This is a genomic window from Cytobacillus sp. IB215665, assembly GCF_033963835.1.
Classification (GTDB): Bacteria; Bacillota; Bacilli; order Bacillales; family SM2101; genus Nanhaiella.
On the sequence record NZ_JAXBME010000025.1, the window covers coordinates 29,812 to 49,709 of the forward strand.

Sequence of the window (19,898 nt, forward strand, 5' to 3'; positions counted from 1 at the left end):
TTATCAAAAAAATTAATAGGTATATCTAAAAAGCAGATTTTCCTTAATGGGGGAGTCTGCTTTTTTTATGCCTAAAAATAGGGAGTGGACGAAAATGGGTAAAGATATTCTTGAAAACAAAGCTGCTGTTAGTACGGTTGAAGGTGAGGCGCAAGTAATTGGTTATCTCACGTGGTATTCGGTTGGTGAAGATTTATATGCAAGGGAAGATTTAAGAAAATCTTTGTTAGCAAATAACATTGAAGAGTCATTTCTTCCTAAGCCAATCCGACCAGCTGATGCTTTCCGTAGAGCAACTAAAGCTATAGAAACCAAACACTCCGATGATGAGAACAATAATAAAGTTTATAAAAATTACATTGTTCGAAATGTGGTATCCACGAATGAAAAAATACAACGAAATATCGTTAAAGAAGTGGTTGATCAACAAGGTGAACGACTGGAATACGAGACAGAAGCTGCCAAAGTGTACTTTGACAAGAAAAACGAACAGTTTACATTTGTTGCGTTGGATGATTTTGCCGAAGAGCTTGCAGAAGAAGCTAAAAGACTATATGAGATAAACCGAAGCCATTACAACGGGCAAGCGGTTAGAGGTTCTATTACAAATTATCTAAAAACTATGAGTCCAACTCCAGTTAGACCTTCTGGTGGGGTATATTTTGTTCCAGAAAAATATACAGAGAATTTACGGAATTTAGTTCAATTTAATTCTCACTTATCCAAAGGTGAAGCTCACATGATTCCATTGATTGATTCTTCGGATAATCGAGATATGATTCGCCAAAAAGTTCTTGAGCACCTTCAAGGCACATTAACTGAGTGTACCACAGCCTTAAGAGACGACAAAATTCCAAAAGGTAAAGTAAAAGCGATCATTGATGAAGCTAAACGTGTTGTAGGAGACTTTAAAGATTATCGTTCATTATTAGCTGATACTGTTGATCACATGGAAAACCATGTTGATCTTATTAGACAACAAGTGCAGTTATTGTTGTTGAAGGATTTTGAAGATGAAACAAACTAAGAAATCTAAGATTCAGCAATCTACACTGATGCAACGATATCGAAAGTTAGTTCATCAATTTGATACAGGAAAGCTAAATAAGAAACAATTTACCGAAAAAATACAAGAATTGGTCATTGACCATAACGAAAATACGAATAAAGGAGATCTGTAGATGTTTGAAAAATTAGATAATATTAAAAATCACTTAAAAGCTAAATATGTGGAACGTGAAGATGTTATAGATGCAATCTTTGTTTCTATCGTTGCAGGTCAACATTGTCTTTTGATCGGACCACCTGGTACTGCAAAATCAGCTTTAGTATCAGATGTTGCCAAAATGATTGATGGATGGAGCTACTTCCAGTGGCTTTTAACGAGGTTTACAACGCCCGAAGAACTATTCGGGCCTGTATCTCTAAAAGAGCTAGAAAACGGTGTGTATAAGCGAAATACAGCTCACAAACTACCAGAAGCTAACCTAACATTTCTTGATGAGGTGTTTAAAGCCAATTCAGCCATTTTAAATGCACTGTTAACGTTAATAAACGAGCGTTTATTCTACAACAATGGTACTCCAATTAAAACACCACTTAATACAGTAATTGGAGCATCAAATGAGTACCCAGAGGAACAAGAAGGCTTAGAGGCTCTCTTTGACCGTTTCTTGTTGAGGTATGAATTAGAATACGTTGGAGAAGATGCTAACTTTCTATCAATGTTAAAAAACGTAGGTAGCAGTAAGACTCCTGATAAGTTAACAGTAGCTGAAATTGATGAATTACAGTTTTTAGCTGACATGGTTGTGATACCTGATGAAGTGCTACAAACTCTATTAACAATCCGCACAGAATTAAAGGATGAGGGGATAAGACCTTCAGACCGTCGTTTTAGACAGGCACTAAGCCTCATTCGAGCTAATGCTACTCTGGATCAACGTCCAACAGCAAAGCTATCAGACATTATGATTCTACGAGATGGTCTTTGGGAAACAGTTGATCAAAAGAGTAAAGTACATGAGATCGTAGATGAGCACGCAGCTGACAAATTACTACTACGGTTAGAAGAAATTCAACAGATGGGTAAAGAGGTTTTTAATAATGCAAAAAAACAGGAATCTTCCGAAGCAGGGCTTGAAGCTAACGCTAAACTAAAAGAATTGATAGTGGAGCTTAATCAGCTAGAGGAAAAAAACCCTTCACGTACAGATGAAATAAATCCTGTACAGAACAAGATCACGAAAGCACAAAAACAGATAGGTGAAGTAATTCTAGGTCTTTAAGGGGGGATTTTTTATGAAAAAATATAAACTATCAGAAGAACGCTCAGTGACAAATACAGATCGTTTTGATCGTGATAGATTTTTAAAAATATTAGATATGTCAAAAAACCTACAGGGTGTTGTGATGAAAGGGGAAGGCGAACTGCCTTCCTTTTTACCACTAACTTCAGATTTGTGGGCAAGCTTCTACAAATTAAATCCTCGTTTAAAAGATGAGGGAGAATTTGACCATGAGTACCAAACAAATCACGAATTACTAGATCGAGTGATGAAAGATAATAATTTTCAAAGATTTCGTGAAACGACTAAACTAGATGATCTATCGTCAGCGATTGGTACAATGCGTTATTCTGAACAAATCCAAGAATGGATTGTAGAGAAAATGGAAGAAGATGAGAAATTCAAAGAAGCTATGAAAGAATGGCTGAAACAACAAAAGGAGTTAGACAAGGCTAAACAAAAACAAGAAGAAGCAGAAGAGAACTGGAAAAAAGCCCAAGAAAATGGTGATAAAAAGGAGAAAATCTCAGCTAAACGTAAAAAGACAAATGCTGACAAAAAGGTATCTCAAGCTAAACAAGCCATGGAAGAGGCAGCCCAACAAGCACAGGAAGCCATGCAACAACAAATTAAAAAGGATGGTCAAAGCTTTTCTACTCGAATGGAAAAGGCGAAGGAGACAACTCAAGAACAAAAAGAGGATTTGGTGGGATTGTTAGGCGGTGGAGCTGGAAATGGTAAAGCTGAATTACAGAAGATCCCTTTAAATGATCAACTTACCTTAGCAAACACCCTTTATGAAAATAAGAATTTGAAGAGGATAGCCGAATTTGCAGGAAAATACAAGGCTATCGCAAAGAAAAAACAAAAAGTGAAGCATCAAGAGTCGATTGATCGAAGTGGTGTTACCTTTGGGGTAGATGTTGAAAGGTTGTTGCCTCAAGAATTAGCATTATTAAAAAGTGAGGCAACAAAAACAGAATTCTTACGAAGGTATGCTGAAGGTCAAACAATGATGTATGCTCCTGAAGGAAAAGAAACACTTGGAAAGGGACCTATTGTGATGGTGTTAGATCAATCGGGTTCTATGAAGGGTGATAGAGAAATTCAATCAAAAGGGTTTGCACTAGCATTAGCAATGATAGCAAAAAAACAACGTCATGATTTTGCAGTCATAACTTTTTCGAATACAGTAGGTAAAGTTTTTTACTATGAAAAAGGAAAAATCACACCGAGTCAAATTGTTGAGCTAGCGAAATATTTCTATAGTGGAGGAACTAAATTTTCACCTCCGTTGGAAAGAGCAAAAGAAATCATCAAAAAGAAGAAAAGGTATAAAGATGCCGATATTATCTTCGTAACAGATGGTGATCCAGATGATAGATATTATCTAAAACAAGAAAGTTTTCAACAAGAGTGGAAAAAGTTTAAAGAATACAAGAAAGTGAGCGTTATTTCACTGTTAATTGGTGAAAAAGACACTAGTTATGTTGATTTGTTCTCGGATAAGTCAATCTTAGCAAAAGACTTTAATAGTGAAAATGCTCATCGTATATTCGAAATTTAATGGGAAGGCTACTATAGCCTTCTTTTCTATTTTTATCAAAAAGTCATCTTAAATGGTGAAACAAGAGTATAGGAGGAAAACCTCAATGCAACTAAGCAACTAAATTTGTTTAGAGAAATTGTTATCGATAATTTCGCAGGCGGTGGCGGTGCAAATACGGGAATTGAACTCGCAACAGGACTTTCAGTTGATATTGCGATTAATCATGAATTGATCGTGATTTCGAAGGTACCAAATATTCAAAAGCAAAACAGGTAGCTAGATGTGGCAATGCTGTTCCACCAACATTTGCAGAGCATTTGGTTAGAGCAAATTTACCAGAGATGTGCAACCAAATTAATAGATTTAAACAAGCTGTTTCAATATAAAAAAATATTGGAGGGAAAAACATGAAATTTAAAATGATGTTGCGTAATTCATATAGTGAAAGAGGAGACATTTTAAGTGATTTAGAGAAAGAAAAAATTATAAGAGAGTTTTTAGAAAAAAGAGAAAAAGTATCAGGGGGGCTATATTCAAGGGAATTATTATATGGATACAAAGATGCAGTTGCTCTTTTTGGATATATGATTGTTAATCCAGATAAATTAGATCCAATTTACGCTAGTCATGAGGACTATGAATTTGAGTGTCATTGTGGGAATACAGCATCTGGCTCAGGGTTCTATCCTTGTGATGAAATAGGAGATTATTGTGAGCCATTACCTGATTGGTGTGGATTGTATAAGTGCGATAGTTGTGAGCAACTCATAATGTTTGAATAGAAAAGTTGAAAGTGATTAGTAATTGTAATTTTTATATTAACTATAATTACATTTATTTCAAAAATACTAAGATGGAGAGAAAAAATATGTATACCGATAAAGAATTAGAAGAAAAATGGATGGAATTATCTGACGTTCCATTTGATTATCAAGATGATGAAGGAGTACAAGACTTATCTCTATCGCTAGATTGGTTTGCCTTTAAAAAGGGAGTTAAAAAGGGGGAAATTTGGAGTTGGTTTGACAAACGACACTCTAAAGGTGTTGGATGGTTACTCTATGAATCGGGTTTATGTTAATTAATATAGAAAGAAATACTCTGAATTACCTTTTAATGAGTGAAAACTTTAATAGATTAATTGTAATGAAAATAATTTTGGTTGTAACCTAAAAAGGAGTGTATATTATGGCTTGTATACTAGAAAATATAATTAGTGATTACGAATTGAGTAAAGCATTAATTCGAGTTACTAATAACGGTGGTACTCATGTAGCAGTTCGCCGTAATAATTTTAATAATGGGAACATAAAAGACTATGAATATGTAAGCATACTTAATAATGTTGATGAAAAGAAAATTAACACATATCTAAAAAAATTAAAATGGGTGTGTGGAGAATATGTGTATACGGATGATGGTAAAATGTTAACAGCTTACTGTATAGTGATAGAAGATTAGTATTAAAAAATGGTAAAACAAGAGAATAGATCTAAACATTTGAGAGGGCATATTTTGCCCTCTTTTACTTTGAACAACAATTTTATAGCAAAATAATTCTAATATATGATATAATTACCTTATATTTATTTTCATCTGAAAGCTGTTATGCTACTCCACTTAATTGTGAGCAGGTAGGAACTCGGCACATCCGAACTGAAAGCTGTTATGCTACTCCACTTAACTGTGAGCAGGTAGGAACTCGGCACATCCACTTTTGAAAGCTATTATGCTACCCCACATAACTGTGAGCAGGTAGGAACTTTGGCACATCCAATTCTTGAAAGCTGTTATGCTATCCCACATTAACAAGTGAGCAGGTAGGAACTCGGCATATCCCTTAAGTACTCTTATACTTTCCATTGGTAGAAAAAGAGTTTTGTGAAAGATAAGGTTAATCAAAATTGGACAAGTGTGTAAAAATCAAAAAAATAACAAGAGTTGAACCAAAAGACGTATTCCGTATGTGAATAGGTCTTTTTTTGCGTTCAAAAAAAGAGAGGGGCAAGGGAAAATGAAAACGAATTCGACAAGAAAAGAGCTAGTGGTGTATATCCAAGATGATTTAAACGATGATTTAAAAGCAAAAGAGGTAGTAACAGACTCCATATGTGACGTAACATCCATTTTAAACAATCACCAACATGCAAGTAAAATCTTACTGGTGAATGCAAGAACACGTTTTTGTATGGAAGTTGCAAATGGCGAAGTCTTAAATTATTACGCTAGTTGATAAAAGCGACTGTACTATTTGTTGCACAATCATTATTAATACTAGTTAAATAGCATATCAGTTTACTAAAAATGTAAAGGAGAATAAATTTATGAATGTTTATCATTTAATTTATTTTGCAAATGGAAGTCAACATGTTTCTATTGTAGTAGCCGAAGATGAGGAACAAGCTGAACAACTAATTTCAAAGGATTTTACTCCTGATGATAACTATGAGTTAGATATTTTGGGTGAGATTAATTTGTTCAGCCCATTCATCATTCATACGGAAATAACTGGGTGATTAGTGTTTCAAAAAAAACTAGGTAACTAAATCTAAAAATTTTAAAAGGAGGATGACCATTGTGTCATGCTCCTTTTTTGCTTTTTTATCAAAAAAAACGGAAGGGGCAGACAGTATGGATTTGTTTGATTTTGAAACTGAAAAAAGTACTGAATCACTAGAATCATCCTTTAAACGATTAGTCCAATGGTACAAAGAGGACGGAAATCCTGTTCGGGAAAGGATATCATATCTCCCAAGTGATTTAAGGGTGCGCTTAAATGAATTTGAGGAAGAGGGATGGATTAAGTTTGAGAATAAATATACCTCTTTTTCAATTCCTAATCATTTGAAGGACTTTTATTCACCTGATGAGCGTGTTGATATGATCATAGGAAAAATGGAAAAGCTCTATGAGGATGGGAACATATTTGATTTGCTTAAATTTAATTCCCCATCTTGCGAATTTGCTACTAAAAAAGATAGGGATGAATTCTACCTACTTGAAAAAGATGCAAGGAAGCACTTTGCTAAGGATGTTGTTAGCAACAAATTAGCGTTACAGTATTTTACTCAAAATGAAAGTTCAAGAGGAACAAAGATAAATCGTTTTTCAACTTCCCTTGAAAAAGAAGCTGTTAAAACTCTAGCTGAAGAGATTATTCCTATTTCTGATATAGATGAAATAGAACACTACTTCAAAACGACAGCATTTTTTTGTGGGATTTGTAAAACAAGTGGACAAGCGGAAGTCAGAGTGATTTCGCCAATATTATTTGATATTGCTTGTCTGTGTGAAGCCAAAACTGAAAAACAAGTAAAATTGATTATCTCTTATGCGGGTGGATCAAGCACCAACTTGTATACAACGAAATATAGAATTGTTTATCCAAAAAGTTGGAGTACACAACGGTACTTTGACGAACTTACTCCAGAGTTGATTGATGTTATGTTTTCTAATCATGACAGGCTATGCAGACTATATGGAGTCGAAGCTACATGATAATGCAAGAGCTAGATTTGTATTCATCAGACTGGGGATTTGCAAACTTGAATCCAATGGTAAGAGCATTTGGGCTGAAAAGGGACCGAAAAGCAAAATGTAAGTCTTGTCTTTATCTCATTAAAGAACATGGAGAGACAAGATGCATATACAGAACCCCTGTTGAACATGATCCAGAACTAAGAGCTTGTTCCAGGTATCTAAATAGAAAAAAGCAGAGGGAGTGGATCAATAATGAAGATTCTTAAACAGTTTTTATCAAAAAATCCTGAAAGAGTTTATATACACAACTTAGCCCTAAAAGAAGCTGGTTTTGAACCGGGAGAGCGTTATAAGTATGTAGTGGATATAGAGCAACAAAAAGTTGTTATTCTTCCTTCTGATAATGGTGAAGGAAACAAAATTTGCAAAAGAAAAGTTAAAGATGGTTACAAGCCTGTTATTGACATTCGCAATCAAAAAGCTCTGTCAATATTCAAAGGTAGTAAATATCTTCAAATTACTGTATTAGAGAACGAAGTAATTGTAGAAGGATATGTTGAATCTGAAGAAAATGAAAATACTTCAATTTTCAATAAAATTGCTTCAAAAGTTACTGGGAAGGTTTCTAAAAAAACAGCTAAAGTTGTTGATATTAATCAATTTTTAAAAGTCAAAAAACATGCTGAAGTGGTGCTCTCTAAAAAGCAATTAGAGAATGCTGTTGGAAGTAATAATCACCATATGTCATTCGAGGATATTGCTTGGGATGTTTCTGCTAGCAGTAATAAAAATTCAGAATCATATGGGTTTGTTAAGAAAGCATTAAAAAATCTGCATATACCACTTCAAGTAGTTTCTCTATTCTCAGGAGCGGGTATTTTAGATTTTGCGTTTAAAAAAGCAGGATTCGATATCCTATACGCGGTTGAAAAGAGTGTTGCTGCTGCTAAAACCTATATGGAGAATATCGGTAAACATATACATGTTGGAAGTATTACTGACCTTTGTAAAAATGCGATTGCTAAAGCCTCAGTAATAATAGGGGGAATACCTTGTACCTCTTTTTCTAAGGTTAATATGAAAAAGAGATTAGTTGATCATCCTGACTTCTACTTGTTTAAAGAATATATCGATACAGTGAAAGCCAATGAAAATTGTAAAGTGTTCATGATTGAAAATGTAGAAGAGTTTATTACTTCTATGGACGGTTATATTATCAAGGAAATTCAACAAGAATTAAGTGATTATGAAATTACTTATGGAGTTCTAAATTCAGCAGATTATGGAACTCCAATGATTAGAAAACGAGCTATAATTATTGGCTCTAAAATCGGAAAAATAGATCTACCTCAACCTTCAATTACTGATAAAGAGAAATACTCTACAGTTGCTGAAGCACTAGAGGGACTGACGGATGATATTCCTAATCAGCTAGACTTTAATAGCCATAAACCCTTGACTATCGAGAGAATGAAGCACGTTCCACAAGGGGGGAACCATTGGGATATTCCTGAAAAACTAAGAACATTTAAAGGGAAATTTTCAGTTTTTCATAAACGTCTATCAATGGATAAGCCATCGATAAGTTTGGTCCATCCAAGGAAAAGCCTTATTACACATCCTCTTTTAAATCGTGTTGTTTCTGTAAGGGAGTGTTCAAGAATTTTCGGATTGCCAGACGAGTTTGTTTTCTTTGGTCAAGATGGGGATTCGAAATCAAAACAATTAGACGCTAAACAACAGCAAATCGTCAACGGAGTGCCAGTTAACTTAGGCAAAGCGGTGGCGAATGCGATTAAAAAAGCTATCATGCAATTTAATATTAGAAATAAAACGGCTACTTTCCAAAAACTTGATTTTTCTCAGTAAAGAATATGAGAAGAAAAGGTATAAATACAAAACCCTTGGCGAGCATGGTTCAAAATAAAAAGCCAACCAGGTATCTAAAAAGAAAAAAATGGAGAGGGAGTGGGTCAAAAATGAAAAAGTTGAATGTTAATATAGGGAACATTGTCAGAATCCAAACAGTTGAGGTCACATGTTATGGGCTAAGAAGCTATATAGGTCGTGTGGTAGGTATAATTCAAGATCAAGTAATTATTGAAGATATTATTGGTCTGAACGACTCGATTGGAAAAGGAAGGTACAGTATTCGTTTATCAAAGCTTCATTCATGTACTGTATTATTCGAAAAACTAAGTATAGGTGGTGTTGAAAAATGGCCCGCTTAGAATCAGAAGGACGTGGAGGTTTTTACCCGACTCCACCTGAAGAAATGCAACTCATATTAAAACGCTTAACCTGTGATCAAGGAGATAAAATATCACTTCTTGATCCGTGTGCAGGTAAAGGAGCTGCATTAGCTGATTGGAAAACACATATGCAAAGTTTAGGAGCTCAGGCTACTAATTACGGTATTGAAATTGAAAAATCACGTGCTGGGATAGCAGAAAAACATGTAGACCACCTATTAAAGTGTGGTTATGAGGAAACTCGTATTAGCCATGATGCATTCTCAGCCATATACTTAAATCCTCCTTTTATGCAGATCAAGTCAGAAAGAGCAGAGGTTACGTTTTTGAAAGATCTCACTCAAGATTATTTGCAACCAGGAGGAGTACTTATCTTCAACATCCCTCAGTACGTATTGAGAGATGCAGCGAAAATATTAGCGTCCCGCTTTAATAACATTCGTGTCTATCGTTTTACAGATGAAAATTACGATACCTATAAACAGGTCATTGTATATGCTGTGAGACGTAGAAGAGGATTGAGAAGCGGAGAGGAACGGATATATCAACAGAAAATAGAAAAAGAGCTGTATAATCGATCTTTTCTAGGGAAAGATGCTTTTCCAACCTTAGATAGCAATGACTACAGTGAGATCGAGTATAAGATTCCCTCTCAACAAAAAGAGGTTGAACTTTTTCAGTCTACGATAGTAGAAATAGAGGACATAATTAAATCTGAAGAACAATCCATCTTTAACTTTAAAGTAGAACAAAAGATATCTGATCTGATACTTACAAGTGAACAGAAACAGATACGTCCAGCTCTTCCGTTGAAATACACTCATATGGCAACAGCAATTGCTAGTGGTGTCTTACCCGAAACAATGGGAACACACTTACTAGTCGGAGTCACAAAACGTGTAACGGAAAAGAAAGAGCAACTGAACCCTAAAAATGGAAAAACACAAGAGGTAACAACCTCTAAACCAAAGTCCATTGTACGAGTATTTTCAGATAAGGGGATTTTTAACCTTAAGTAAAATATAAACAACACATCACAATATCATAAGGGAGGGTAGTCCTTGTGCATGAGCGTATTATATGCAGAAGGGGAATCCCTTCTGCATGCGCTTTGTGCATTAAATGGGCGTTTAAATGAAAAAGATTGAAGAAGTAGAAGTGGTAGACATTGAAGAGACAGGGAAATTTCTTGATTTAAATTTTATGATAGAGACAAATGAATGGGTAAGTTATGAATTTAAAGGGGCAGAAATAATAATTGAAGGATATGGAGAACAAAGTTTATTCAGAATGTTTTTGTATAAAGAAACAGATGAAATTACTGTCCACTCTGCATATAGTCAAGATTATGATGTTATGGAAGAAGTAACATGGTATTTTGATATCGAAAAACTTCATGAGGATATTGAAGAATTTATAACTAAAAATGGAGTAGAAGATATAAGTGAAATATATAAAAGGTATTGTGAATTAAAGGAGAAAGGTTATTCGGATGAAGAAGCATGTTATGAAGCTAACATAGAGGTTTACAATGAGTGACCTATAGTAGTGTCTTACCTGAAACAATGGGAACACATTTATTAGTTGGGGTCACAAAACTAGAAAGAGTAGCTGAACCCTAAAAATGGAAAAACGAAAGAGGTAACAACCTCTAAACCAAAGTCCATTGTACGAGTATTTTCAGATAAGGGGATTTTTAACCTTAAGTAAAATATAAACAACACATAACAACATCATAAGGGAGGGTAGCCCTTTTGCATGAGCGTATTAAATGCAGAAGGGTAAGCCCTTCTGTATGCGTTTTATGTTTTAAATGGGCGTTTAAATGAAAAAGATACAGGTGACTGAGGACGGAAAGCAATTAGAAGCCTTTGTGAAATTAATAATCTCAGAAAAAAACGATAAAAATGAAAGAATAATACATGGAGTCTCGATGGCTGGTACCAATACAGCCAGTAGAGCAGTACACGCAGCCATGTATACCTCTCATCATTTAGAGATTATTGACGACGATACCAACAAAAAGGAAACAGTACTCACTACACAGCAGTATCGACGAATTGAACATATTGATGGCAAAGTAAATCACACTTTCGCTATGCCACGTTCATCGGTCGCTGAAGATTATAAGGAATTAGTGATCAATAATGTTAAAAATCAAAATAAGTACATGCCTGAGAGAATCGTTGTTGCTCCAAAAGGGGATATCAATGAAGTTGTTGGGAATTTCTTAGCAGAAACGTTTGGTCTTCCTAAACTCCCTAGCTGGAGAGATCTCTATCTTACTATCTTTGTTGGAGAAAAGATAAAGAAGTTAGATATAGAAACTACTAAACTGGCTGGAGAATGGAAACATGCCAAAGCAGTAAAAATTAAGTCAATGTCTGAAGAGGAAGTATTAAAGCGTATTAATGATGCTATAGCAAAAGGACATTTAAAGACAAAAAATACTTCCATCATGGGAGAAGGTAACTTTCATGAGGGTATGACTACTAGCGAATACCTTAAAAAAAATGCTGAAATTATTGCTAAAAAGATAGATGCACACATGAAGCCTATCTATGATGGTACTCATTATCTTCCGTATTTAGGAGAAACGGAAAGAATTTGTTTACCCGCTCAAGCAAAAGCAGTGATGTCAGCTTATGAAGTATTAAAACAAAAACAAGGTGTTTTTGTTGTGGGTGACATGGGCACAGGAAAAACTCAAATTAGCTTATCTACTGTCTACACGTATGCGAGGAATAGGGAAGTAACAGGTGCAAAAAACGGTACCTCATGTTTGATCGTCGCTCCTTCTAATGTATTACCCAAATGGGCAACCTCAGAAATTCCTAAAACACTTGGGAAGAAGAGAGTAACTGTAAAGGTAATACGTAATACTGAAGATGCTCTTGCATATGTAAGACGAGTGAAAAGTGGATATAAGGTACCCAAAGGGAAGATTGAATTCGTACTTGTATCTACTGATCGTATGAAATTTGCAGCACAAGGCTATGTATTAGGTGCTAAATGGAATCCGTATCACTTTCATTGGACTAGCCCAAATACAGGAAAACCACTTGTAACACCAAAAATTAAACAAGGTGATAAGGAAGAGGACATGATAGCAGGCTGGAGTGATGTTGTCTCCAAGCCTTCTAAACCGCCTACTTTAGCTCAAATAGAAAAAGCACGTGAGGATGGTACTCTTGGACATAATGGACTTCCAATTGGATATATAAAAAAATGGAAAGATTCAATTAGAGCCTTTCAAGACGATTATAAAAAAGATAGCAAAAAAGACTGCTCTTTAGCTCGACCTGCCTTAAAAAAATTGGCTGAAGGAAACGGTAAACCAAGGTGGATGATAGCTGAGATCTTTCAGCGCCATTTACGTAATCACTTCCATATAGGAATCTATGATGAAGTCCATAAAATGAAGGCTTCTGACAGTGGCAGGGGAGTGGCTTTTGGAAGAATAATTAAGTCTAGTAGAAAATCTATATTTCTCACAGGTACACTCACAAATGGGTCCTCTTCAAGTATAAAAGATATACTGTGGAGAGCATTTCCAAGAGAGCTAATTGCAGCTGGAATCAATCATCTTACATCAAACGAACAGTGGGCAACACGATATGGTGTTCTTGAAAAGATTCGAACGAATCACGATGAAACAATGACCGTTGGTAAAAATTCTAATCGTAAACGTGATAGTGTAGTGGTGAGAGAAAGGGCAGGTATTGCTCCATCACTTGTCGCTAATTTTCTTTTGGATAAGTCCATTTTTGTTGATTTGGTTGAGTTACAAGTCCCTTTGGTAGATCTGCATGAAGAACCAATAATTGTTGAACTAGATGAGGATCATCTTGAAGAATATAAGAGTCTTCATGGAGAGTTATTTAGTACAGCTACAGTCATGCAGAAAAGACTAGGCTCAGCTGCATGGGCTAAATTTAATCCAACAACAATTAATTATGTCGATCAGCCCAACTTAGGAGCATTTGTAGAGTATGAGGATGGAGATGAGATAATTTCTGTTCAAGCTCCAGCATTTCCCGACGACTATATAAATGCTAAAGAGCGACGACTGATTAAGATGGTACATTCTGAACTTGCTCAGGATCGCAAATCAGTAATTTTTACAAATTATACTGGTGAATATAAACAAAATGAACGTTTACAAGAAGTATTGGCCAAACACGGTATTAGTTCACAAATATTAAATGGAAATGTACCCACACATGCTCGATTTGACTGGCTTGAACAACAGGCAAAGAAAGGAACACAGGTCATCATTACCAACATGAAATTGGTAGAAGTAGGCTTAGATTTGATGGAGTATCCAAGTCTTCATTTTTATCAGATGAATGATGATATTAATACTGTACGTCAAGCTAGCAGGAGAAGCTGGAGGTTAGGTCAACACAGGTTGTGTAAGGTGTTCTATTATGTAGCGAAAAAGACACAGCAAATGGCACAATTCGAACGTTTAATGTCAAGGCGCGTATCAGCTCTCATTGTTGAAGGTCGTATTGAGCGTTCAGATGAATTAGCTAAGTATGCAGACATGTCAGTAAGTGGATTGACTAGTGATCTATCAAAATCACTTGAATCAACTGAGGTGGCTAATGCATGGAAACAAGTAGCTGCAAAGGATGTTGACAGCAACATTGAGATTGTTAGTGAAGAAGAGTTTCAGCAAAAAGTATCTGATGCTTTTGCTCGCTTGACTCAAGAAACAATCAAGTTGTCTGGCTATGTTCCACCTGCAGTAGATGAAATCAAAAAAGAAGAACCAGTATCTGAATTGTCCTTTGATGACCTTGATGTTGATGCCATTGAAGAAGCTTTTGCGCTATTTGATCAGCTGAACGCTGAAAAAATAGAGGAAATCTTTGATGAGATCGATGAAAAGGAACAGAAGGAAATAGATATGGTAGACAAGAAGCGGAGAGAAAAGCGGTTGGAGGAAATGGACAAAGAAAATGTCGATTCAACTGAGCAATTAGATCTCTTTGCTATTTAAAAATGAAAGACGAGGGAATTTATCCTTCGTCTTTTTATTTATATTAAAAAAATATAAGGGGAGTGTTTTAAATGAACATTTACATGAAGAATTACAAAAAATTAAACCAGGTATTAACTCAGTGTTTTGGTGATGATCTGAGCACGGGTAACCATATTAGTTTGGAGTCTGCTGGATTTATGGATCTAGTAGTAGAAGTGATTGGTGATGACCTCATATCACTATCACATTACTACGAATTAAATGGGGACTTAATGGCTGATCCTGACATGGTTATTCGTTTGTATCCTGAACAACAAACGTGTGAGGCATTATCATTTCAAAATGATAGTTTAGGAGTATATCAGAAAGTGTATGTAGATGAGAAACACTATTATCCTAGGCTAAAAAGGGAATTAAATAGCTTTTTGTCGTTATGGCTTACTAATATTGAAGAACAAGGCTATTTAAACAATCACAAAAAGGGTGTGACTGCATGACTAGAAGCGGATTTACGAAATCAGGATTCATCAAAGGATTCTCAGCCTGTGGTCATTGGAGTTTATGCGATATGGGGAGAGGGACTTGCTACTACAGTAAGTCTGATCCTGAAACAATGATGTATTGTGGCGCTTATAAACTTAATCATAAAGTAGAAGTTAGTAGTCTATTTGATGAAATTGATGCTGAGAAGATAGAGGAAATTTTTAATAGTCTACCTTTAATTGAAGAATCAAAGAATGAACCATCTACCAATTCTCGTCAGCCTAAATCATATGATATTCAAAAAAATATCCAAAGAATAATTAAACATGAAGAATTGACTGTATCAAAAATAACAGACTATGAAGTTCTTCAAATAGCTGCTAAAGAATGGGCAGGCTTGGGTCATGAATCCAATTGGATTAATTCGGCTCTTGAAAAAAACGATATTGACAAAGCCTTTAACTACTTTAAAGCAGTTGTTCGCTCATCAGGATCAGGTGGTCGTATGATTAATTTTTCCTCATACCGTGAGGAAATTAAAATAACAACAAGAGATGGTAGAACCTTTAACCCAACTGTAAAAGAACTATTTAAAATCTATCGAGATCAGTGGGAGATCGAAAATGAAGTTAACTTGTTTAGCTTTCAATAAAAGGGGGAGTGAAAATGACAGATAAAGATTATGGTTTTCTTGTGTCATCATTAAACACTATTAAAGATCCGTACGATGAATTATTGGGAGACGTGAGAAACGGCATATATCGAAAATCCTAATGTATCTTGGACATGGGTTGTTAAACCTTTTGTTAGGGCGATTTTCAGCTACAAAACTTTGTTATCTAAAGATGATGCAGCTTCGTTACTTGTTAAACTAACATCATCATCGTTAATTATGAATTCAACATTGTTATTAGCTATTGTAGATCGTTTTGCAATAACAGGTAATCAGCTGTTCTGGATCGTTGCTCTAGTAGCTTATTTAACATCTGTGATTAGTAATTTTGTTAGACAACTGGATGTTAAGGATAGATACTTTGATATATCGGCTTTAAGGTTTATGCAAAATAAATTGTTTAATAAAATTATGTCGCCGTATATTAGTACAAATCCTTTTAATTTCAGCACACTATACGACTTTTTAAGAGATTTATCGTCGCATTCAACTGAACAATTTAAGCCTGTGATTGAGGACTGGGTTAAAACGAAACAAGAAATGGATGATATACAAAATACTTCAGTAATCTTAAGTCAAAATATCCAAGAACTCAATAAGGCACGGACAAATCAGGCTAAACTAATAAATCATCTTATAAAAACAATGCAAAGAATATCAAAAGGTAAGTTTGATAAAGATGATTTAATGCTAGGTATTGATTACTCTTTGTTCGAGTGTACAAATGACCAACTACTATTAAGAGCTAGTCATGGTTTAACCAGCACCCCAGAAAAAATTGATTTAGATAATCTATCAAAAAAACAAGAAGATTGGGCTGTAATATATGCTATGCAAGATGAAGATGAAGATTTTTGGGATGATGAATCTCATGGAAGACGTGTAGTATCAAAAAGGTTTAAAATGGAAGATGGAACAATTTACGTATACAGCTTCCATTTCCATGAAAGTCAAAGTGAAAACTATGATATAATATACTTAAAAGATGTCGCAAGAATCCTGTATTCTATCATTTATCATTGGCACAACTGCCAACGAAGAACACAGGTAAAGGGGGAGATATTGTGAGTCCAAAAGTCTTAAAACTTCCAACATCAGATGAAATACTAGAAAACGTTATAGACGCTAATGAAAAATTTCAAAACTTACTAGATAAACATATAGAAAGCTATAATAAGCTTGAAAAAGATATGAGAAAGTTTCAAGAGTTTCATGAAAATCTAAACAAGGCATTTGAAAAGAATGCTTAATACAAAAAGAAATTAAAAAGATCAGTGACCTATTTTGTGTCACTGATCTTTTTGTTCGAATAAGTTATACAGTACAAGTGTACAATTGTAGTAAGGAGGGGAGTAAAATGTCCAACAAACCAAAAGATAATATTATACAGTTCCCTAAAAAAAAGAAACCACAGCGCTTAAAATTAAAATCATCTGAAGAAGTATTTGCTGAGGCAGAAAAAAATATAATGGATGCTATTAAAACTTTAGAGAAATATACCAAAAAACATGATAAAAAATGATAAGTGATTCATACTTTGCCTATTTCTCTTCTTGATCGACAACCTCTGGTTCACTCAAAAAAATCCCTCGCTCAAAATAATACTCCCGAAGCTCTTCAAAATCATCCGGTCCATATGTTTGTACAAGATCAAACACTTTTTCTTCATCTAAAGATTCGTCTACAGCTCTAACAACCGCTTCAACAAGTGTAAGACCTTTGTTATCCTTAATATGATTTGTATTATAATCACTATTAAAAGCTGCAATTCGTACGTGGATCATCACGATCATCCTTTCTTGCTTGATTAGATTTATAGGAGATTTTTTCTCGAAATTTAATCACTACCAACTTCAAAGCTTCCATCTACATCATGGAAAGATTCTCTGTGATTATTTAAAGATGTTTCACTATTGCTACCACCACTCTTTTCACTAACATGACTGTCACAATCAATTAAGCTACCAGCTACATCTCTTCATTTTATGTCATATATCCCATATAACGTTCCCTCCGTGTGGTCTTGAAACACCAATCTTATTCTTAATTAATACTTAGTAGTAACTCAGAATTATAAATGCTAGAAATTATTATTAAGATGTCTAATTACCTATGAAACTTGTATGAGAATTAATCAAATCCTTACATATTGTTAAATTACGTTTATTTTTTGGATGATTCATTCAAATAACGATTTAAACGATCATTTATCCAAAAAACAATCCAGTTACATTACTATTAAATGCATATCTAAGTAAAATGGGCAAAATAAAGATATACGAAGGATATTTCTATAAAGCTATTATAAGTAAAAAATCCACAACTTTATGATTTTTATCCAATAAATGCTATTAATAGAACTGATTATATCATATAATGTTAAATATAGACACTAAAAGAAACTTTTAATTTCTCAATATACGTATAAAGCGAATTGAAATTGTAACATCTAGTATCAAAAGGAGGATGTAATTATGCAGCCATCTCCAGATTATCTTGTAGCTTTAGCATCCAAAATACAAGAGATTTCAGACGATTGTTATCAGAACGAAGTGAAGTACGAGCTGAATGAATTAGTAGAATCTGTTTATCGGACAGTGCAGTTCCTAAAAGTTAAAAAGGTGGATTGAGGAACAAGTATTAAAAGAGGAGAAGAAAACCTGGGATGCAATTATTTGTGATTTAGTAGATATTTTGTAAGAGTACTGTGGAGAAAAGGAGGAATTATGAGTGGCTAAATAATACGAGTGTAAATATTGTGATAATCCGTTTCCACCAAGTAAGTACGATGGTGATATGACTTGTAGCAAGTGCGGAGCTGAATGGGAAGAAGCAAAAGTGTTAGTAGAATATGATGAAAATGAATTTAATGACTACGATTTTCAATAAGACTTAATAAGCAGGGAGTTCCTAAATTTATATTAATTTCACAAAGGAGGAATTGGAATGATTAAAACAATAACTGTGCCTAATAGGGATTCACAAGGGTGGTTACATGGAACAAAAAACATGAAAGTTGAGTGGACTTGTCCTACATGTGGTCAAGAAATGGGACAACCAACTGCTAAACAATTTTGTGAAGATGGGGAATTTTATAATGTAAACGTTTGGGAGAATGATTGTGGTCATGTTGCCAAGTATACGGATTTAAAAGTAATAAACTAAATAGCAATTATGTGTAGTAAGGGGAGGGATTTACAGTGGAATTTAAAAAAGGAGATTTTATACAAGCCTTAGATGAAGATTACATTTATCAAATTCAAGGGATTTCTGCTTTATCAATTGGTGATTCATATATGTGTAAAAACATCAGCAGAGGTCATTCAAGGGGATTTGACGTGAATGCTAAACATTACCGTAGAGCAACGGAACAAGAAGTTCAGCAAGAGCTAGAATCAGCACCAAAGCACTTTCCATTTTGGGTAACCAACAAGAAAAATGTAGTCATTTCAAACGGACATATCTTTGCACCAACTATAGAAAGAGCGAGAGAAATCTTTAAATCACAATTAATCGAATTAAATAATGTTGGTGAGTATTTTATGTCAGAAACACCTTTGACTTTCATTGAAGAATAATTTACTAACCACAATGATAGGTGAGGTGATTAGATGAATGAATTTCTTAGTGGATTTGATAATGTAATCGTAAATACATTGATAGTTTTATTTGTCGGAACTTTTGCTCTAGTAGCAAACTACCTTTTTACAAGGAGGAATAGGTAGCCTTTTCCTAATCTCTAATAAACGAGGATGATAGCATTGAAGATTAAAATATCTAAAGCGATTCTCAGATCTGTAAATTTCACATTAATCATAAGCATTATTGCACTTTCTTTCTCTCTTCTTAATATATTCGACATCCAGTATAAACCTTTATTTGAAACAAGTTCTTCATATATGAAAATACTTTCTGAAATTTTAGGTCTCTATTATGAAATATTCATTATTTCGTTTGTAAAAGTATTTCCGTTGTTCTTAATACTTCATTTTATCGCTTTACTTCTTAGCATCTCCTTTAAAACTATAGGAAAGAATAAGAGCTAAAAGTATTTCAGATAGTTTAAAAGAGAAACATGAATCTTAAGTAGAGGAGGTTTTTATATGAAAATAGACAAGAGTAAAGTAAGTGATTTAGTGTTCGATTTCATCTTATATGCTATTGGAACCGGTCCTGCAATTGC

26 protein-coding genes are annotated in these 19,898 nt (G+C 34.4%); 25 read left to right on the forward strand and 1 reads right to left on the reverse strand.

The genetic code is table 11. The annotated features are described in order from the left end of the window. The first annotated feature begins 94 nt into the window (after positions 1–94). The 22 genes from SLH52_RS21195 to SLH52_RS21300 all read left to right on the forward strand — a co-directional run bounded on the left by SLH52_RS21195 (position 95) and on the right by SLH52_RS21300 (position 17,237). On the forward strand, positions 95–1,027 hold the full coding sequence (locus tag SLH52_RS21195; RefSeq protein ID WP_320211191.1) for a DUF6744 family protein: 933 nt from the start codon (positions 95–97) through the stop codon (positions 1,025–1,027). Next, a complete protein-coding gene (locus tag SLH52_RS21200; protein ID WP_320211192.1) occupies positions 1,014–1,181 on the forward strand; it encodes a hypothetical protein in 168 nt (55 codons plus the stop codon). Before SLH52_RS21195 ends, SLH52_RS21200 begins: the two co-directional genes overlap by 14 nt. Further along, the gene (locus tag SLH52_RS21205; protein WP_320211193.1) at positions 1,182–2,288 is read left to right on the forward strand and encodes an AAA family ATPase; all 1,107 of its coding nucleotides are present in this window, start codon (positions 1,182–1,184) and stop codon (positions 2,286–2,288) included. A gap of 13 nt (positions 2,289–2,301) precedes the next feature. Beyond that, entirely contained in the window at positions 2,302–3,855 is a 1,554-nt protein-coding gene (locus SLH52_RS21210; protein WP_320211194.1) for a vWA domain-containing protein, read from the forward strand. A 105-nt stretch (positions 3,856–3,960) separates the two neighbouring features. Continuing rightward, a complete protein-coding gene (locus SLH52_RS21215) occupies positions 3,961–4,113 on the forward strand; it encodes a hypothetical protein (protein WP_320211218.1) in 153 nt (50 codons plus the stop codon). A 131-nt stretch (positions 4,114–4,244) separates the two neighbouring features. Next, a complete protein-coding gene (locus SLH52_RS21220) occupies positions 4,245–4,619 on the forward strand; it encodes a hypothetical protein (RefSeq protein ID WP_320211195.1) in 375 nt (124 codons plus the stop codon). Between the two features lie 86 nt (positions 4,620–4,705). Next, positions 4,706–4,918 (forward strand): hypothetical protein, encoded by a 213-nt coding sequence (locus SLH52_RS21225; RefSeq protein ID WP_320211196.1) that lies wholly within the window; start codon positions 4,706–4,708, stop codon positions 4,916–4,918. A gap of 107 nt (positions 4,919–5,025) precedes the next feature. Then, positions 5,026–5,298: a hypothetical protein gene (locus SLH52_RS21230; RefSeq protein ID WP_320211197.1), complete on the forward strand. Its 273-nt coding sequence runs from the start codon at positions 5,026–5,028 to the stop codon at positions 5,296–5,298. A gap of 553 nt (positions 5,299–5,851) precedes the next feature. Then, positions 5,852–6,070: a hypothetical protein gene (locus tag SLH52_RS21235; protein ID WP_320211198.1), complete on the forward strand. Its 219-nt coding sequence runs from the start codon at positions 5,852–5,854 to the stop codon at positions 6,068–6,070. A gap of 91 nt (positions 6,071–6,161) precedes the next feature. Then, positions 6,162–6,353, forward strand: coding sequence for a hypothetical protein (locus SLH52_RS21240; protein WP_320211199.1), 192 nt, complete (start codon positions 6,162–6,164; stop codon positions 6,351–6,353). Between the two features lie 61 nt (positions 6,354–6,414). Next, on the forward strand, positions 6,415–7,335 hold the full coding sequence (locus SLH52_RS21245) for a hypothetical protein (RefSeq protein WP_320211200.1): 921 nt from the start codon (positions 6,415–6,417) through the stop codon (positions 7,333–7,335). Further along, the gene (locus tag SLH52_RS21250) at positions 7,332–7,583 is read left to right on the forward strand and encodes a hypothetical protein (RefSeq protein ID WP_320211201.1); all 252 of its coding nucleotides are present in this window, start codon (positions 7,332–7,334) and stop codon (positions 7,581–7,583) included. Before SLH52_RS21245 ends, SLH52_RS21250 begins: the two co-directional genes overlap by 4 nt. After that, positions 7,570–9,186 carry a DNA cytosine methyltransferase gene (locus SLH52_RS21255; RefSeq protein WP_320211202.1) on the forward strand — a complete coding sequence of 539 codons (1,617 nt, stop codon included), beginning with the start codon at positions 7,570–7,572 and terminating at the stop codon, positions 9,184–9,186. The genes SLH52_RS21250 and SLH52_RS21255 overlap by 14 nt, the downstream gene beginning before the upstream one ends. Positions 9,187–9,296: 110 nt before the next feature. Then, a complete protein-coding gene (locus tag SLH52_RS21260; RefSeq protein WP_320211203.1) occupies positions 9,297–9,548 on the forward strand; it encodes a hypothetical protein in 252 nt (83 codons plus the stop codon). Next, on the forward strand, positions 9,536–10,588 hold the full coding sequence (locus SLH52_RS21265; RefSeq protein WP_320211204.1) for a DUF6094 domain-containing protein: 1,053 nt from the start codon (positions 9,536–9,538) through the stop codon (positions 10,586–10,588). The genes SLH52_RS21260 and SLH52_RS21265 overlap by 13 nt, the downstream gene beginning before the upstream one ends. A gap of 115 nt (positions 10,589–10,703) precedes the next feature. Then, positions 10,704–11,108 (forward strand): hypothetical protein, encoded by a 405-nt coding sequence (locus SLH52_RS21270; RefSeq protein ID WP_320211205.1) that lies wholly within the window; start codon positions 10,704–10,706, stop codon positions 11,106–11,108. Between the two features lie 286 nt (positions 11,109–11,394). Then, complete coding sequence (locus tag SLH52_RS21275; RefSeq protein WP_320211206.1) at positions 11,395–14,577, forward strand: helicase-related protein; 3,183 nt, start codon at positions 11,395–11,397, stop codon at positions 14,575–14,577. 71 nt (positions 14,578–14,648) lie between these two features. Further along, entirely contained in the window at positions 14,649–15,056 is a 408-nt protein-coding gene (locus tag SLH52_RS21280; RefSeq protein WP_320211207.1) for a DUF1249 domain-containing protein, read from the forward strand. Then, positions 15,053–15,694 (forward strand): hypothetical protein, encoded by a 642-nt coding sequence (locus tag SLH52_RS21285; protein WP_320211208.1) that lies wholly within the window; start codon positions 15,053–15,055, stop codon positions 15,692–15,694. The genes SLH52_RS21280 and SLH52_RS21285 overlap by 4 nt, the downstream gene beginning before the upstream one ends. A gap of 180 nt (positions 15,695–15,874) precedes the next feature. Continuing rightward, complete coding sequence (locus SLH52_RS21290; RefSeq protein ID WP_320211209.1) at positions 15,875–16,783, forward strand: hypothetical protein; 909 nt, start codon at positions 15,875–15,877, stop codon at positions 16,781–16,783. After that, positions 16,780–16,965, forward strand: a complete 186-nt coding sequence (locus tag SLH52_RS21295; RefSeq protein ID WP_320211210.1) for a hypothetical protein — start codon at positions 16,780–16,782, stop codon at positions 16,963–16,965. Before SLH52_RS21290 ends, SLH52_RS21295 begins: the two co-directional genes overlap by 4 nt. A gap of 107 nt (positions 16,966–17,072) precedes the next feature. Further along, positions 17,073–17,237, forward strand: a complete 165-nt coding sequence (locus SLH52_RS21300; protein WP_320211211.1) for a hypothetical protein — start codon at positions 17,073–17,075, stop codon at positions 17,235–17,237. Between the two features lie 19 nt (positions 17,238–17,256). On the opposite strand, the gene SLH52_RS21305 is transcribed toward SLH52_RS21300, so the two are convergent. After that, a complete protein-coding gene (locus SLH52_RS21305; RefSeq protein WP_320211212.1) occupies positions 17,257–17,499 on the reverse strand; it encodes a hypothetical protein in 243 nt (80 codons plus the stop codon). A 690-nt stretch (positions 17,500–18,189) separates the two neighbouring features. On the opposite strand from SLH52_RS21305, the gene SLH52_RS21310 reads away from it, so the two are divergent. The 3 genes from SLH52_RS21310 to SLH52_RS21320 all read left to right on the forward strand — a co-directional run bounded on the left by SLH52_RS21310 (position 18,190) and on the right by SLH52_RS21320 (position 19,293). Continuing rightward, positions 18,190–18,345 carry a hypothetical protein gene (locus tag SLH52_RS21310; RefSeq protein ID WP_320211213.1) on the forward strand — a complete coding sequence of 52 codons (156 nt, stop codon included), beginning with the start codon at positions 18,190–18,192 and terminating at the stop codon, positions 18,343–18,345. 316 nt (positions 18,346–18,661) lie between these two features. Continuing rightward, the gene (locus SLH52_RS21315) at positions 18,662–18,880 is read left to right on the forward strand and encodes a hypothetical protein (RefSeq protein WP_320211214.1); all 219 of its coding nucleotides are present in this window, start codon (positions 18,662–18,664) and stop codon (positions 18,878–18,880) included. A gap of 35 nt (positions 18,881–18,915) precedes the next feature. After that, complete coding sequence (locus tag SLH52_RS21320) at positions 18,916–19,293, forward strand: hypothetical protein (protein WP_320211215.1); 378 nt, start codon at positions 18,916–18,918, stop codon at positions 19,291–19,293. Positions 19,294–19,898 lie beyond the last annotated feature (605 nt).

What these genes read in the sequence shown, in the direction of transcription:
- SLH52_RS21275 (WP_320211206.1), top strand. Translation starts at nt 11,395, where the DNA reads ATGAAAAAGATACAGGTGACTGAGGACGGAAAGCAATTAGAAGCCTTT.
- SLH52_RS21235 (WP_320211198.1), top strand. Translation starts at nt 5,852, where the DNA reads ATGAAAACGAATTCGACAAGAAAAGAGCTAGTGGTGTATATCCAAGAT.
- SLH52_RS21285 (WP_320211208.1), top strand. Translation starts at nt 15,053, where the DNA reads ATGACTAGAAGCGGATTTACGAAATCAGGATTCATCAAAGGATTCTCA.
- SLH52_RS21230 (WP_320211197.1), top strand. Translation starts at nt 5,026, where the DNA reads ATGGCTTGTATACTAGAAAATATAATTAGTGATTACGAATTGAGTAAA.
- SLH52_RS21310 (WP_320211213.1), top strand. Translation starts at nt 18,190, where the DNA reads ATGCAGCCATCTCCAGATTATCTTGTAGCTTTAGCATCCAAAATACAA.
- SLH52_RS21265 (WP_320211204.1), top strand. Translation starts at nt 9,536, where the DNA reads ATGGCCCGCTTAGAATCAGAAGGACGTGGAGGTTTTTACCCGACTCCA.
- SLH52_RS21305 (WP_320211212.1), bottom strand. Translation starts at nt 17,499, where the DNA reads ATGATCCACGTACGAATTGCAGCTTTTAATAGTGATTATAATACAAAT.
- SLH52_RS21315 (WP_320211214.1), top strand. Translation starts at nt 18,662, where the DNA reads ATGATTAAAACAATAACTGTGCCTAATAGGGATTCACAAGGGTGGTTA.
- SLH52_RS21270 (WP_320211205.1), top strand. Translation starts at nt 10,704, where the DNA reads ATGAAAAAGATTGAAGAAGTAGAAGTGGTAGACATTGAAGAGACAGGG.
- SLH52_RS21225 (WP_320211196.1), top strand. Translation starts at nt 4,706, where the DNA reads ATGTATACCGATAAAGAATTAGAAGAAAAATGGATGGAATTATCTGAC.
- SLH52_RS21210 (WP_320211194.1), top strand. Translation starts at nt 2,302, where the DNA reads ATGAAAAAATATAAACTATCAGAAGAACGCTCAGTGACAAATACAGAT.
- SLH52_RS21205 (WP_320211193.1), top strand. Translation starts at nt 1,182, where the DNA reads ATGTTTGAAAAATTAGATAATATTAAAAATCACTTAAAAGCTAAATAT.
- SLH52_RS21250 (WP_320211201.1), top strand. Translation starts at nt 7,332, where the DNA reads ATGATAATGCAAGAGCTAGATTTGTATTCATCAGACTGGGGATTTGCA.
- SLH52_RS21200 (WP_320211192.1), top strand. Translation starts at nt 1,014, where the DNA reads ATGAAACAAACTAAGAAATCTAAGATTCAGCAATCTACACTGATGCAA.
- SLH52_RS21220 (WP_320211195.1), top strand. Translation starts at nt 4,245, where the DNA reads ATGAAATTTAAAATGATGTTGCGTAATTCATATAGTGAAAGAGGAGAC.
- SLH52_RS21280 (WP_320211207.1), top strand. Translation starts at nt 14,649, where the DNA reads ATGAACATTTACATGAAGAATTACAAAAAATTAAACCAGGTATTAACT.
- SLH52_RS21195 (WP_320211191.1), top strand. Translation starts at nt 95, where the DNA reads ATGGGTAAAGATATTCTTGAAAACAAAGCTGCTGTTAGTACGGTTGAA.
- SLH52_RS21300 (WP_320211211.1), top strand. Translation starts at nt 17,073, where the DNA reads ATGTCCAACAAACCAAAAGATAATATTATACAGTTCCCTAAAAAAAAG.
- SLH52_RS21255 (WP_320211202.1), top strand. Translation starts at nt 7,570, where the DNA reads ATGAAGATTCTTAAACAGTTTTTATCAAAAAATCCTGAAAGAGTTTAT.
- SLH52_RS21240 (WP_320211199.1), top strand. Translation starts at nt 6,162, where the DNA reads ATGAATGTTTATCATTTAATTTATTTTGCAAATGGAAGTCAACATGTT.
- SLH52_RS21260 (WP_320211203.1), top strand. Translation starts at nt 9,297, where the DNA reads ATGAAAAAGTTGAATGTTAATATAGGGAACATTGTCAGAATCCAAACA.